Genomic DNA, 14,494 nt, shown 5'->3' with positions numbered 1-14,494 from the left:
GCCCCCGCGGCCCCCCCCCGCCCCCGCCCCCCCCCCCGGGGCGTTCCACCGCGTCCCGCCCGATCTTCGCGCGCCGGCGCACGGCAGGTCACGTTTTCATTTCTTGACCCCAGGATTTGTATCCTCAAGACATGGCGAAGAAGCCCGAAGACCAAGAGCGCCCGGGGCGCATCAAGCAGCTCCGTATGATCGCGCAGATCATCAAGCAGGCGAATCCCAAGGGGATGCCGCTCGTCTACGCCTCCGCGCTCGGCACGCTCGCGCTGTGCGTCGTGATCGGCCTGGTCACGGGCTTGATCTGGTATCTGCTGTTCATCGGAATCATGCTGGCCCTCACCGTCGGGCTGGTGGTGTTCGGCCAGCTCGCCCAGAAGGCGCAGTACTCCATGCTGCACGGCCAGCCGGGCGCGGCCGCCGCGATCCTGCAGGGCATGCGCGGCACCTGGGAGGTCGCCCCGGCCGTCGCGGTCAACCGCGACCAGGACATCGTGCACCGTGTGATCGGCTTTCCCGGTGTGATCCTCGTCTCCGAGGGACCGGGCTCCCGGGTGCAGAAGATGCTGGTCGCGGAGAAGAAGCGCGTCCAGCGTGTCGCCATGGACGTGCCGGTCTACGACATCCAGTCCGGCGACGGCGAGGGCCAGATTCCCATCGCCAAGCTGCAGCGGCACCTGATGAAGCTGCCGAGGAACCTCAAGAAGCCAGCGGTCTACGAAGTCAACAACCGGCTCAAGGCCCTTCCTCAGACGCTGCCGATGCCCAAGGGGCCGCTGCCGCGTGGCGCGAAGATGCCCCGGCCGAAGATGCGCTGATGGACGTGACGGAGATCGATCGGCGCCAGGTGGGCGCCGCGGACACCTCACGGGCCAACCGCGGCTGGTGGGACGGCGCCTCGGACGAATATCAGGCCGAGCACGGCGAGTTCCTGCGTGACTCCGGCTTCGTCTGGTGCCCCGAGGGCCTCGACGAGGCCGACGTCCATCTGCTCGGCGACGTGGCGGACAGGGACGTCCTGGAGATCGGCTGCGGCGCGGGGCAGTGCGGACGGTGGCTGTCAGGCCATGGAGCGCGGGTCGCCGCCTTCGATCTGTCGTTCCGGCAGCTCCAGCACTCCCGCAGGATCGATCTCGGCAGCGGTTCCCGCGTCCCCGTGGTCCAGGCGGACGCGGAGGCGCTGCCCTTCGCGGGCGAGTCGTTCGACCTGGCCTGCTCGGCGTTCGGCGCCCTGCCGTTCGTGGCGGACGCCGCCGCCGTCCTCTCCGAGGTCCGCCGGGTTCTGCGTCCCGGCGGCCGTCTGGTCTTCTCGGTGAGCCATCCGATCCGCTGGGCCTTCCCCGACGACCCCGGTCCTGGCGGGCTGACCGCCGATCGATCCTACTTCGACCGCTCGCCGTACGTGGAGATCGGTGACGACGGGCGGCCATCCTACGTCGAGCACCACCGCACGATGGCCGACTGGATCGGGCACATCGTCGCCTCGGGGCTGGTGCTGCGCGGGCTGGTCGAGCCCGAGTGGCCGCAGGGCCACGAGCGCGAGTGGGGCAGCTGGAGCCCGCTGCGCGGCCGTCATCTGCCGGGGACGGCGATCTTCACCTGCGCCAGGCCGTAGGAGAGCCGCGGAGGACCGCGGTGGCACGTTCCCTGAACGGAAGACACCGTGTCCGAAAGCGGGAGAAGGAAGAACGCGAGGGCGGGGATCTCCGGGATCCCCGCCCTCGCTCTGTCATGGCCACCCGGTGGGGCGGCCTACGGCCCGCGGTGGCTCACCATGGCTTGTAGCGGTGGCTGCCCGCCGCGGGAATGTGGCCGGTACGCCTACGGGTGGTTCACCGTGACCTCGGTGACCGCGCTGCCCTCGGGGTAGTAGGGGAGCTTGGCGTGCTGGATGTCGAGGATCGAGGCCTTGGCCGTCTGGGTGTGCGTCACGGTCCTGGTCAGCGTGCACCTGCCGTCGTCGCCGGTCCAGCAGAGGGCGGGCAGCTCGACGTTCTTGCCGTCGCGGGTCCAGGAGCCCTTCACCAGCGCGCCGTGCACCGGCTTGCCGGTCAGGTCGGTGACGGTCAGGTCAACGAAGGCCTGCCACGCCGGGGAGTGCGCGGGGTTGCCGATGGCGACGGAGCGGGCCTTCGCCTCGGAGACCACCAGTCCCGCGGACGGCTTTGAGGACAGCTTGACGTCGTCGACCGCCCAGAACCAGCCATCCTTGGTCGAGGCGTAGCGGAAGCGGACCTGCGCCTGCTTGGCCCTGGCCGGGACCTGGATCTTGAAGGACTCGGTCTTGGCGACGGTGTCGGCGGTGTAGGAGGTGACGGGGACCGGGGCCGCGCCATCGAAGGAGACCGAGACCTCGGCCTTCTGGGCCGGGTCGGTCCGGTAGTGCGTCACGTAGGACAGGTCGAGGGTGCTGCCCGGGTAGACCTTCGCGGGCGGGCTGACCAGGGTCGAGTCGAACCCTCCCGTGACCGGCTTGTCGGTCCACTCGTCGGAGTCGGCCACGGCGAACACGTCACGCGCGCGCACGTTGGTCTCGCGCCGCTGGTCGCGCTCGGTGCTGGTCCAGAACTCGTCGGTGGTGAAGGACCAGCCCCGCCACTCGGCGTAGCCGCCGGTGCCCATCGCGCGGTTGTCCACGCTCCAGCCGACCGGCGGGGTGTGCGTGAACCCCTTCAGCCCGGCGGGGATGCCTGTCTCGTCGGCCCGCTCCGACAGGCTGGGGCGCAGCGTGTCGAACGGGTCGGTGCTCGCCACCGTGATCGGGCGCCCGTCGAGGGCCGGGTCGAGCGGCTGACCGAGGTGCTTCAGCGCGGTCGCGGCGAGGTCCACCAGGCGCACGTCGGTGCGGGTGACCCCGGCGGGGATGTCCTTGCCCTGGGCGATGACGAAGGTCGAGCGCTCGCGGGGGTCGGAGCCGCCGTGGCCGCCGCCGGTCTTGTGGCCGTGGTCGGCGGTGACCATGGTCAGCCAGTTCTCCTGGGCGTAGGAGGGCCGGGAGCGCACCGCGTCGAGGATCCTGCCGACCTGGGCGTCGATGTCCTTGATGGCCTTGAGGTAGGCCGCGGTGTCCGGGCCCTGCTCGTGCCCGGCGCCGTCGATGTTGTCGAGCTGGATGAAGGTGGCGTCCGGGCTGTTGGCCTTGATGTAGGAGGCCGCCTTGCGTGTGGTGCCCTCGTCGTAGTCGGCGCCGCCGTTGAGGCGCACGTCCACCTTGTCGCCGAAGACCGTCTTGTTGATCGGGTCCCAGGACGCGGCGACGAACGTGGAGAACGACGGGTCGGCCTTCTCCAGGCGCGTCATGAAGTCGGGGTAGGCGTCGTAGCGCGGGCTGGTGAAGTTGTTGTCCAGCACGTTGTGCTTGTCCGGCCAGACACCGGTCGCGATCGTGGACCAGCCGGGCCCCGAGCTGGTCTGCGCCATCGGGCTGGAGTAGAGCGGGCTCGGTGCCGCGGTGCCCTTGGCGATGAGGTCCTTGAGGTTGGGCGCGTCGGCTTCCCGGATCTTGTCGAGCAGGGCACCGTCGAGACCGATGACCAGGAGCTTGTCCTTCTTGGTCCCGTCGGGGCCGTCGGGGACCTCCGGGGGTGCCTCGGGCAGCGGGGGCTTCTCGATGGGCGCGTCGGCGACCCTGACGTCGTCGATCGCCCAGAACCAGTTGTTGGCGCCGTCGTGGAGCCGCCAGCTCACCTTCATCTTCTGGGCCCCGGCGGGGACGGGGATCTCCAGCGAGTAGTACTCGTTGAGCGCGTCCGCGTCGCCCAGGCTCATGATCTCGACAGGGGCGCCGCCGTCGAAGCTGACGGTCACCTTCCCCTTCTGCGGGGCCTCCCGGCGGTAGTGGCTGGCGAAGCCGAGGTAGACCTTGTCCTTGCCCGCGGGCAGCGTCACCTCGTTCGAGGTCAGCGTGGAGTCGAAGCGGCCCTTCGAGCTGGGGGAACCCTTGTCGTCCCACTCGTCGGGGTCGGCGACGGCGAACACACCGGAGGCGCGGGTGAATCCCTCTCGCCCCTGCCCCTCGGCGGCGGTCCAGAAGGGCATGGTGGTGAACGACCAGCCCTGCCATTCGGTCACGCCCTGCGGCATGTCCGGGGCGAGGTCGACCGTCCAGCCCGCGGGCGGGGTGTGGGTGAATCCCTTGAGGTCAGCGGGAATCCCGGATTCGTCGACCCGGGTGGACAAAGAGCTGGAAAGGCCGTCGAAGTTCTCGGTCTGCAACGGGGTCTGAGCGGTCTGGGCCTCCGCGACGAGAGGCGTCGCGATGACCGTGGCGGCCGCGAGCAGGGCCAACCCATTCCTGAAGCGCATGTGCCTTCGTTCTGTTCTGTCGTTCCGTAGCTGTCGGGTGTTTCGGGGAAACCGTCATGCAGGACGGTGAAGCGACAGCGACGACATAATGAACGGGCGGCCAATTAGCCTTATTCGATTTCACGTTCGGCGCCATAGGAAATAACGATGGGCCATTGTTTTCATTTACCGATATGGTCCACGGGGGACGTCTTTCGTTTTTACGGAAAAGGAAGGGGCGCGGGGCCCTCGCCCCGCGCCCCTCACGACGCGCACTCCCGGCCGGCCCCTGGGCGGGCCGGACCGGTTCACATCCGCACGACCACGGTGTTCGCCGCGCGGTCGTGCAGGCCCCGCTGGTCGCGGTCCCAGATGAGCGGGGGTACGGCCAGGCACAGCAGCAGGGTCCGCACGAGGACCGACAGGAACCGGGGGCGGCCGCCGTCGAGCGCGGCGACGCGGATGTTGACCAGGCGCATGCCGAAGGTCATGCCCATGGTGCCGACCAGCAGGATGTACTCGACCGCGAGCACCGCGACCGGGACCCAGCTCTGCTGGACCGGGTCGATCCGCAGGAGTCCCTGGGTGATGGCCCAGGTGCAGATCAGCCAGTCGATCACCAGGGCTCCGACCCTGCGCCCGAATCCGGCCACCGCGCCGCTGCCCTCCTGGGGCAGCCCGAGTTGTTCTCCCGGGTAGCCCAGGTCGACTCCGGCCGATCTGACGCCGCCGAGCCAGGTCTGGGTCCAACGGGGCTGCTGCCTGCTGTTCATGGCTCAACGGTATCCGCCCCACGGGGCGCCCTCACATTCCCCCAAACTGTCCACAGAGTGGGCGAAAGCACTACATCATGGTCATGATCTTTTCTCACCCACGTTTCCCGGAGCACCCCCAGTGGCTGACATGGACGACCTCGACGAGCGCTTCGCGGCCCTCACCTCCCAGATCGAGCGGGAGGAAAGGCGGAGGATGAGCAAGGCCGCCGCCAAGGAATGGTCGCGCCTGCCGCGCAACAGGCGCCGCCGTAAATGGTGGATCGCCTCCTTCACGGTGTTCGCCCTCGTGGCGGTCGCGGGGCTGGTGGTCACCTACCGGCCCGAGGCGCTCACCTCGGCCCGCGACGCCCTCTCCGCACGGCCGCCGGGAGTGCCCGGCGCGGGCGACGGTCTGCCCGGCGGCCCGGTTCCCGAGGAGACCACGCCGGTCGAGGCGAGCCCGGTTCCCGAGGAGACCACGCCGGTCGGCGTCGAGCCCGTGCCCGTCTCCCCGTTCGCGGGCTCTCCCGCCGAGGACTACGCCGACGGCGCCAAGGGGCTGGTGACGCCGGAGGCGAAGGCGACGGGCGGCCTGAGCCGCGGGGACGTCGCCGCCGCGCTGAAGCGCACCCGGGACATGCTGGTGGCCTCCCACCTCGACCACAGGACCCTCATGGGCGGCAGGCCCACAGCGCTGGCGAGGCTCCTGATCCCGGAGCAGCGCGAGTGGTTCCTGAGGAACCTGGACAACAGGAAGCCGAAGAAGGGCGACTTCAACACCAGACACTGGGTCACCAGCCTGGCGCCGAAGACCGCCGAGCTGACCACTGATGTGATCAAGGTCAACGGGAGGACGAAATACGCCGCCTTCCGCGAGAACGGCCGTACCGGAGCCAGGATCACGGTGAAGTACCTGTTCGTCTACGCCATTCGGCGGCCGGGACACCCCGAGCACACCGAACGGGTCATCGTGCGCAGCCTCGGCGAGGTCCTCGCCTACCGCGAGAACGGCGAACTGGTGCTGTGGCCCGTCAGATGGAACGCCGGGAGCGTCACGGGCGTCCGCTGCGACATCGATGACGGGTTCGCCCACCCGGTCTATGACGACTCCGTCCCCGACAAGGAACTCGCCAAGGCCACCGGCGCCCCGATCGACCCCTACCAGCTCGACCGCGAGTCAAGAGAAGAGGACTGCACGATCGCCTCCCGCACGTGAAAAGTCCGGCAAAGGAAGCGTTTTCCGGCCCGACCAGGTCGCATCACGGGGCTAACGTAGGGCGACTCTCCTTAACACGGGTGAAACAAACGAGACACGGGGCGGTAACGGCTCAGGCCTACGTTCGGTCTGATAGCTCGTGCCCCTTGGGAGGTTCGCGTGTTCAACTCCGCCGACGACGTCCTCAAGTTCATCAAGGACGAGGGGGTGCAGTTCGTCGATGTCAGGTTCACGGACCTGCCGGGAACGACGCACCATTTCACGTTCCCCACGGAGAACTTCGGGGCGAACGTCTTCACCGACGGCCTCATGTTCGACGGATCGTCGATCCGTGGCTTCCAGGCCATCCACGAGTCGGACATGCTGCTGTTGCCCGATCCCTCGACGGCCGTGCTCGACCCCTTCAGGCAGCACAAGACGCTCAACATCAACTTCTTCGTGCACGACCCGCTGACGGGTGAGGCCTACAGCCGCGACCCGCGCAACGTCGCCCGCAAGGCCGAGGAGTACCTCAAGGGCACCGGCATCGCCGACACGGTCTTCTTCGGCCCCGAGGCCGAGTTCTACATCTTCGACGACGTGCGCTTCGAGACCAGCGCCCACTCCAGCTACTACCACATCGACTCCATCGAGGGCGCCTGGAACACCGGCAAGGCCCAGGAGGGCGGCAACCTCGGTTACAAGCCGCGCTACAAGGGCGGCTACTTCCCGGTCCCGCCGATGGACCACTTCACCGATCTGCGCTCCGAGATGGTCCGCCGTCTCATCGAGGCGGGCATCGAGGTGGAGATGCAGCACCACGAGGTCGGCACCGCCGGGCAGGCCGAGATCGACTTCCGGTTCAACACGCTGCTCAAGGCAGCCGACACCCTGATGCTGTACAAGTACATCGTCAAGAGCACGGCGCTCGAGTACGGCCACACGGTCACATTCATGCCCAAGCCGATCTTCGGTGACAACGGCTCCGGCATGCACTGTCACCAGTCGCTCTGGAAGGACGGCGCGCCGCTGTTCTACGACGAGGTCGGCTACGCGGGCCTGTCGGACACCGCCCGCTACTACATCGGCGGCCTGCTCAGGCATGCCCCGTCGCTGCTGGCCTTCACCAACCCGACGGTGAACTCCTACCATCGCCTGGTCCCCGGCTACGAGGCCCCGGTCAACCTGGTCTACTCCCAGCGCAACCGCTCGGCGTGCATCCGCATCCCGATCACGGGTTCCAACCCGAAGGCGAAGCGCATCGAGTTCCGCGTGCCCGACCCGTCCTGCAACCCGTACTTCGCCTTCGCCGCGCAGCTGATGGCCGGGATCGACGGCATCCGCAACAAGATCGAGCCGGTGGAGCCGGTGGACAAGGACCTCTACGAGCTTCCCCCCGAGGAGGCCCGCAACATCCCGCAGGTCCCGGGCACGCTCGCCGAGGTGCTCGACGCGCTCGAGGCCGACCACGACTACCTCCTCGAGGGCGGCGTGTTCACCCCGGACCTGATCGAGACCTGGATCGCCTACAAGCGCGAGAACGAGATCGACCCGATCCGCCTGCGGCCACACCCGCACGAGTTCGAGCTGTACTACGACGTCTGACGGCGGGGTTTTCCTGCCTCGGCGATCTTCCCAGGAACGGCCGCTGAGCTGGAAAAGCGTTCTCGTCCTTGCTCATTGTTTCCCGTCGTTTCTCGTCCTCAGGCGGAACAAAACCGGAACAGAACGGCCCGGCATCGTGATTCGATTCCGGGCCGTTTCTGCACGTGAGAGGACTCAGGCGGCCCCCTGCTGCGCGTACTGCGCGTCCTCCCATGCTCGCACGTCGGCCTCCCTGTACCGCACGTGCTTGCCGACCCGTACCGCACGTGCTTGCCGACCCGCATGTACACGGGGCCTGTCCCGTCCGAGTTCATCTTGTAGATCGTCTTCTTCGGCACACGGAACCGCGTTGCCAGGTCATCCGGGGTCAGGTGCATCTCTGCCATCGCGGCCCTCCGCGTGTTTCCCGTTCTTGCTCGTCAACACACCATCCATGTGAACTGCGCCCTTTCTCTGGATCATCGCGAATGCTTCCACCGGTCCAAGGCCGTGCCTATCCTGCTGAAGGTGACTTCAACAGAGCATGAGATCACCTTCCGGACTCTCGACGGCCAGCAGCTCGCCGGAACGCTCGTCGCACCAGATGGACCGCCAGAGCACGCCGTCGTCCTGGTCCACGGCGGCGGGGTGACGCGTCACGAAAGCGGCTTCTTCACCCGGATGGCTCACGGACTGGGCGACCACGGCTTGGCATCCCTCCGCTTCGACCTGCGCGGCCACGGCGAGAGCGAAGGCAGACAAGAAGAACTGACCCTCTCGATCATCCTCAACGACATCCGCGCCGCGCTGCAACAGCTCCGAGAGACGACCAAGGCCGCCAGACTCAGCCTGCTCGGCACGAGCTTCGGCGGCGGCATCTGCGGCTACTACGCCGCTCACCGGCCTGACGAAGTGTCCCGGCTGGTACTGCTCAACCCCCAGCTCAACTACAAGAAGCGCACCATCGACAGCCGCCCCTACTGGCACGACGACTACCTAGACGAAGACATTGCCCGCCAGCTCACCGAGCAGGGATCCATCACCTTCACCCCCACCCTGCGCCACGGCCGACCACTCCTCAACGAGGTCTTCTGGCTGCAGCCGCACACCATCCTCGGTTCCATCAAGGCCTCGACCCTGATCGTGCACGGCACCAAGGACACCCTCGTGCCGATCGAGTCCTCCCGAGCGGCCGTGCCCCAGTTCACCGCCCCGTGCGACCTGGTCGAGGTCGAAGGCGCGCAGCACACCTTCGCCGTCCACGACGACCCGCAATATCACAACCCTCAAAGCCAGGCATGGCAGGCCGCGGTGATCCGGACGGTAGCCGAATGGCTGCGGGACGGACGCCTACGCGACAGGACAATCAGCTAAGAAGTCCTGCAGGGCGCGCACCTGCGGCCGACGCTGCCAGCGGCCCATCGACTCCACCACGTCGCCCAAGACCGTGATCGTCCGCCGCGAACGAGTGGCCCGCGCAACGCGCACCGCTGCGAGCCCCAGGGTGGCCGCCTGATCGGGTTCGCCGATCAGGGCCAGCGCGGCCGCGTGACGGGCCTGGAAGTAGCCGACGTCGCGATATGACAGGCTGCCGCCAGCGATGATCGACCGGGGGCCGTCCCGGTGACCGAAGTGGCGGACGACCCGCCTTGAGCGCCTCACGCGCTCTTCCTTGCGCCACAACACCCTCCTGTGATCAAGGTGTTGCGACGACCAGTTGAATCCGCCCAGTACACCTCGGCCGAGTTCGCCACGGTGTGCGCCGAACTCAGCGTGAGCCTGTCCATGGGAGCCGTCGGTTCCAGCGCTGACAACGCCGCCGCGGAGGCCTTCAACGCCACCCTCAAACGCGAGATCCTCCAGGGCGCCAAGCGCTGGCCCTCAGCGCGCGAGGCCCGCCTGGCCGTCTTCAAATGGATCACCCGCTACAACACCCGAAGGAGACATTCCGCTCTCGGCTATCTCAGCCCGATCGACTACGAGCAGCGAACCATCGATAGGGTGCTGCTCGCCGCATGACAACCGGTGTCCACACTTCGGGACGAGCCCCCGTGGGTTTCATTGGCGGCCCAGACCACCGCCCCGCGCAGCAGGGCGCGCAACCGCGCGGCGATGGCGGCCACCGCCCGCCACCGGTCGGGATCGCCTCGCGCGATCAGCTTGGGGCGCCGCCAGACGGCCACCAGCCGCACCCGCCGATACAGCGTGCGCCTGCTCAGATGGGGCCGGTTCAGGTACCGCCACAGCCGCGCAAGAGTCCACGGCCCCGGCCGGGCCAGCAGTCTGATGATCCGGCCGGTCAGATGCTCACCGCCCAGGCGGGGGCGGCCCGGGCGGGGCCGGTCGGCCAATCCCTCCAGTCCTTGGCGGTTGAACCGGTCGATCCATCGGCGCACGGTGGCGGCGTCATAGTCCAGCAGGTCGGCGATCTGCGCCGCCGGCAGGCCGTGCAGCGACAGCAGGACCATCACCGCGCGGATCGCCGGACGCCAGTGACTTCGCAGCTGAGTGTGTAATTGCTCGATCGAGGTGGCGGGGGCTTTGGCGAACACGATGGGCGGGCGCATACTGACCACGACCTCGCCGGTGGGTGGACGATGTGGGCAACCTCGATCCAACCCCCGGCGAGGCCCATGTCAACGCCCTCACGCCCGGCGACCTCACGCCCGGTTACGCGCAGAACTTCTGGATAGGCGCTTAGGGCTCGCAGAGAAATAACTTGCTTGTTTCCAGCGCGCTGACCTCGGTGGAAGCCGTGTGAGCACGCAAGTTATTAATCGGTAGGTCCTTAGCCCGCGACGGCAGGCGAAGCACCTCGGACGGCCTGGCCGCCTCCGCGGCGAACGCGCCAGTAATGTCGCTATTCACCATTTATCTACCCGATGATCCGATATCCCATTTATAGTCATTTCCATATTGTTCAACTGCAAATATGGGTCATACCGGAATTATGATCCCGGGTTTACCGGACATGCCCGCGCGGCGCGATTAATCTGGTGATCCCTAGCGCCATGCGCGGTCCGGGGAGCCATCCGCCGAGGCTCCCGAGTCGATCTTCCGGGAGCAGCGTGTCCCCTCTCAACGACCAGCGTGCGCGCGTGGTCCGTTACTGGCGTGCCTGCGAGTTCTTCAGCCCGCAGAGCGTGCCCAAACCCAGTCCACGTGACGCGCTGACGCCGGTGTTCGACGTGAGCCCCGGTCGCCCCCTCCCTTGGCAGCGCGGGCACGAACTGCGGGCCCGGACCATCCGGCCGGGGTTCACCTGGCGGCACACCCTTTATGGGGGCATCTTCAAGCAGGACCGGGTCCGCGCGTTCCTGGAGCACACGTTCGGAGCCGATCCCGAGGGTTTCGACGCGTCATCGGCCGATTCCAGCGCACTGTTTTCCCTCACCATCCTCGACGAGGGCCGGGCGCTGCTCGGATCGGAGGTGTTCTCCAGTTGCGCGTGGGCGACGGAGCGCACGCTGCACCGGGGGCCGGCGCAGCACGACTGGCTGGACGGGTTCGAGGAGGCGTGCGGCGCGGCGAGCGCGGAGCTGGAAAGTGCCATCCACGCCTACAAGGACGACGCGCGCGCCGCCGAGCTGCTGAAGAGGGGGCATCGCGTCAGCCGTCCGCTGGACTACGGTGATCTGGCGGCGCTGCTCGACATGGCGTCCGAGCGCATCGGCGCTGAGAAAGTCCTCAGTCCCGAGGGACTGATGGTCAAGAGCGTTCAGGTGTCGAAGAAACGGGAGTTCCTCGTCGACGACGGGGCGGACTTCCTCAACAGCTTCATCATCGGCGATCTCCGCCGAGTCTCGGAGGTCATACGCGGCGGCCGGTACGGCGCCGCGCTAGACGCGTACATGCGCACCGCAGAACCGGAGCGGATCGACGTGCGGAAGCGTCCCCAGGTCGTCTTCGATGGCGTGGCGCCGAACCTCGTGCCGCTCGGCCGGTGGCCGCAGGCCAAGGAGGTGCCGCTCGCGCTGAGCCAGCAGTTCGCGGTGAACAGCGTGATGGCCGGCCTCGCCCGCGGCTCGGGAATGTTCGCGGTGAACGGCCCGCCCGGCACGGGGAAGACCACGATGCTCCGCGATCTGATCGCGGCCATCGTCGTCGAGCGCGCGCACAGGCTTTCCCGGCTCGCCGACCCTCGCCAGGCGTTCACCGGCACCCACCAATGGATGACCGGCGACTACACACGGGTGGTCCGCGCCTGGAGAGAGGACCTCACCGGTTTCGAGATCGTGGTCGCCTCCGCGAACAACGGCGCCGTGCAGAACGTCACCCTGGAGATTCCCGGCCGGGACGCCTTCCTGCCACCTTGGCGCGACGGCATCGACTATTTCGCCGACATCGGCGGCCGGGTGCTCGGCCAGTCGGCGTGGGGCCTCGGTGCCGCGCGCCTAGGGCGTAAGAGCTATCGCCAGGACTTCATCGACAAGGCCTGGTTCAGCCTGCCCGCCACCCCGCCCGCCACCGAGCCCACCCCCGGGCAACGCGGGCTCATGGACGTGCTGAAGCACTGGGAACGGGAGGCCCTGAAGAACGACACCGACGGGTGGGCCGAGGCCGTCGCACGCTTCACCCGGGCCTACGGCAGAGCGCGCGAGCTCCAGGACGAACGTGCGGGGATCCTGCTCGACCAGCGCGCGATCTCCCGGCTGTCGCGCGAGATCGACGAGGCCAGCCGTGAGCTGCCGGGCCTCGAGAAGGATCTCGCGTTCGACCGGCGGCGGCTCGCCGCCGCTGAGGCCGACTTCATGGCGGCACGACGAGAGATCGATCAGTGGCTGAGTAAGCGGCAGAAGCACCAGACGTTCCAGCCGAGCCTGATCACCGCGATCTTCACCCTGGGCAAGGCGATACGGGTGTGGCATGAGGAGGACCGGATCCTGGCGCAGGGCATGGACGCGGCGGAGGAGAAGGCCAGTCAGGTGGGCGAGGTGGCCATGGCGATCCAGCGGCAGATCGCCGGTGTCTCCGCCCGCCTGGACGCGGTCCACGCCAGGCTGGCCCGGCTTCGCGATGACGTCGCGGAAAGGCGCCGCCGGCTCGCACCGCTGCTCAGCGCCCTGGGCGGCTTCGTCCCGGGCGACGACTGGTGGGCCGACGACTCTGTGCGAGAGTACAGCGCGCCATGGATAGACCCGCAGTGGAACGCCGCCCGCACGGATCTGTTCGCCGAGGCGCTGCGGTTGCATCAGGCGTTCCTGCGCGCCCAGGCCGGGACGATGCGCAGGAACCTGCAAGGCGCGATGGACGTCCTCGCCGGCGCGGTCCCGAAACACGTCAAAGAGGACGCCATCCGGGCCGCGTGGCAGAGTTTCTTCTTCGTCGTCCCGGTGGTCTCGACGACGTTCTCCTCCATCGATCGCATGTTCCCCCAGCTCACCCAGGAGGCCCTAGGGTGGCTGTTCATCGACGAGGCGGGACAGGCGACGCCGCAGGCGGCGGCCGGGGCGATCTGGCGTTCCCGCCGGGTCGTCGTGGTGGGCGACCCGCTTCAGCTCGAACCCGTCGTCCCACTGCCCTTCACCGCGCTGGAGGCGCTGCGCCGGGCCTTCCAGGTGCCGGAGAGCCGCTGGGTACCCGGCCTGACATCGGTGCAGCAACTGGCCGACCACACCAACGTTTACGGGACGTACGTGCCCACCGACGGGGAGCCCAACTGGGTCGGAGCCCCCCTTCGCGTGCACCGGCGATGCGACCAGCCGATGTTCGGCATCTCCAATAAGATCGCCTACGACGGTCTCATGGTGTACGGGAAGCGGCCCGGCGAGCCGCTGGAATGGCCCACCAGTGCGTGGATCGACGTGAGCGGCGCCGACGCGGAGGGGCACTGGATCCCCCAGGAGGGCAAGGCGCTGGCCTGGGTGTTGAACGGCCTGGTCAACGTCTACGGCGTGGATCCCGGGCAGATTATGGTGATCGCCCCCTTCCGCGAGGTGGTCCGGGGCGCGGCACGGCACGCGGCCCCCCACCGAAAGGTCCGGGTCGGGACCGTGCACACCGCTCAGGGCAAGGAGGCCGATGTCGTCATCCTGATCCTCGGCGGCGACCCGGGCAGGCCGGGCGCCAAAAACTGGGCGGCGCGACGCCCCAACCTGCTCAATGTGGCGGTCAGCCGTGCCAGGCGGCGGTTGTACGTCATCGGCGACCGCGCCGAGTGGAGCCGGCGGCGCCATTTCGACGTTCTCGCCGCGAACTTGGAGACTCGCCCCTACTCACAATGACCGCATGGCCTCCTGTCGCAGGCAGTTCACGTCCAGGGAGATGGTGTGCGGGTCGTACGGCCATAGCTCGTTCCCCGAGCCACGCGTCCGGCCGGGAGCAGGGAAGTGACACCAGGAGAACGCGTCCCGGCCCGTCGGCCGGTTCCACCGCGAAAGTCAGTGGGGTCCGACTGTTTGCCTGGTGGTATGTGGGCTTGTGCTGGACCCGTCAGCGGTAGGTGGCGCCGTCGACCGTGATGAGCCACGAGCCCTTCTGGAGGATCGACCTGAGCTGGAAAAGCGTTCTCGTCCTTGCTCGTTGTTTCCCATCGTTTCTCGTCCTCGGGCGGAACAGAACCGGAACAGAACGGCCCGGCATCGAATCACGATGCCGGCCACCGGCCTGACGGTCACCCCGTCGAAGGTGGTGGACGGCGTGACGGTGACCACCACGCTCACCCCCACGCTGCAGGCCACCC

General features: G+C 68.0%; 9 protein-coding genes and 2 pseudogenes. 7 read left to right on the top strand and 4 right to left on the bottom strand.

Translation table 11 applies throughout. From position 1 onward, the window contains the following. Positions 1-131 precede the first annotated feature (131 nt). Entirely contained in the window at positions 132-812 is a 681-nt protein-coding gene (locus AB0395_RS02560) for a DUF4191 domain-containing protein (protein WP_366276218.1), read from the top strand. Beyond that, positions 812-1,609 carry a class I SAM-dependent methyltransferase gene (locus tag AB0395_RS02555; RefSeq protein WP_366276217.1) on the top strand — a complete coding sequence of 266 codons (798 nt, stop codon included), beginning with the start codon at positions 812-814 and terminating at the stop codon, positions 1,607-1,609. The genes AB0395_RS02560 and AB0395_RS02555 overlap by 1 nt, the downstream gene beginning before the upstream one ends. Positions 1,610-1,815: 206 nt before the next feature. Here AB0395_RS02555 and AB0395_RS02550 read toward each other — a convergent pair whose 3' ends face one another. Both AB0395_RS02550 and AB0395_RS02545 read right to left on the bottom strand, forming a co-directional pair. Then, on the bottom strand, positions 1,816-4,299 hold the full coding sequence (locus tag AB0395_RS02550) for an alkaline phosphatase family protein (protein WP_366276216.1): 2,484 nt from the start codon (positions 4,297-4,299) through the stop codon (positions 1,816-1,818). A gap of 287 nt (positions 4,300-4,586) precedes the next feature. Then, positions 4,587-5,051 (bottom strand): RDD family protein, encoded by a 465-nt coding sequence (locus AB0395_RS02545; RefSeq protein WP_366276214.1) that lies wholly within the window; start codon positions 5,049-5,051, stop codon positions 4,587-4,589. Between the two features lie 121 nt (positions 5,052-5,172). Between AB0395_RS02545 and AB0395_RS02540 the strand changes: the two genes are divergently transcribed. The 3 genes from AB0395_RS02540 (at position 5,173) to AB0395_RS02530 (ending at position 9,186) form a co-directional block, all read left to right on the top strand. Further along, positions 5,173-6,249: a hypothetical protein gene (locus AB0395_RS02540; RefSeq protein ID WP_366276213.1), complete on the top strand. Its 1,077-nt coding sequence runs from the start codon at positions 5,173-5,175 to the stop codon at positions 6,247-6,249. A 159-nt stretch (positions 6,250-6,408) separates the two neighbouring features. Continuing rightward, entirely contained in the window at positions 6,409-7,833 is a 1,425-nt protein-coding gene (gene glnA / locus AB0395_RS02535; RefSeq protein WP_366276212.1) for a type I glutamate--ammonia ligase, read from the top strand. A gap of 507 nt (positions 7,834-8,340) precedes the next feature. Then, positions 8,341-9,186, top strand: a complete 846-nt coding sequence (locus tag AB0395_RS02530) for an alpha/beta fold hydrolase (RefSeq protein WP_366276211.1) — start codon at positions 8,341-8,343, stop codon at positions 9,184-9,186. Here the strand turns inward: AB0395_RS02530 and AB0395_RS02525 are convergent. Beyond that, positions 9,163-9,474, bottom strand: coding sequence for a hypothetical protein (locus AB0395_RS02525; protein WP_366276209.1), 312 nt, complete (start codon positions 9,472-9,474; stop codon positions 9,163-9,165). The two genes, AB0395_RS02530 and AB0395_RS02525, sit on opposite strands and share 24 nt — an antisense overlap. 63 nt (positions 9,475-9,537) lie before the next feature. Here AB0395_RS02525 and AB0395_RS02520 point away from each other — a divergent pair. After that, positions 9,538-9,831, top strand: a pseudogene (locus AB0395_RS02520) (integrase core domain-containing protein); the annotation flags it as partial. Positions 9,832-9,863: 32 nt separating this feature from the next. On the opposite strand, the pseudogene AB0395_RS02515 reads toward AB0395_RS02520, so the two are convergent. After that, positions 9,864-10,379: pseudogene (locus AB0395_RS02515) on the bottom strand (helix-turn-helix domain-containing protein); the annotation flags it as partial. Between the two features lie 501 nt (positions 10,380-10,880). On the opposite strand from AB0395_RS02515, the gene AB0395_RS02510 reads away from it, so the two are divergent. Further along, positions 10,881-14,036, top strand: a complete 3,156-nt coding sequence (locus tag AB0395_RS02510) for an AAA domain-containing protein (RefSeq protein ID WP_366276208.1) — start codon at positions 10,881-10,883, stop codon at positions 14,034-14,036. The last annotated feature ends 458 nt before the right edge of the window (positions 14,037-14,494 follow it).

This window comes from Streptosporangium sp. NPDC051023 (genome assembly GCF_040689595.1).
Classification (GTDB): domain Bacteria; phylum Actinomycetota; class Actinomycetes; order Streptosporangiales; family Streptosporangiaceae; genus Streptosporangium.
Note: the sequence above shows the minus strand (reverse complement) of the source record. Positions and strands in the feature narration are given on the sequence as shown.

What these genes read in the sequence shown, in the direction of transcription:
- AB0395_RS02560 (WP_366276218.1), top strand. Translation starts at nt 132, where the DNA reads ATGGCGAAGAAGCCCGAAGACCAAGAGCGCCCGGGGCGCATCAAGCAG.
- AB0395_RS02555 (WP_366276217.1), top strand. Translation starts at nt 812, where the DNA reads ATGGACGTGACGGAGATCGATCGGCGCCAGGTGGGCGCCGCGGACACC.
- AB0395_RS02545 (WP_366276214.1), bottom strand. Translation starts at nt 5,051, where the DNA reads ATGAACAGCAGGCAGCAGCCCCGTTGGACCCAGACCTGGCTCGGCGGC.
- AB0395_RS02550 (WP_366276216.1), bottom strand. Translation starts at nt 4,299, where the DNA reads ATGCGCTTCAGGAATGGGTTGGCCCTGCTCGCGGCCGCCACGGTCATC.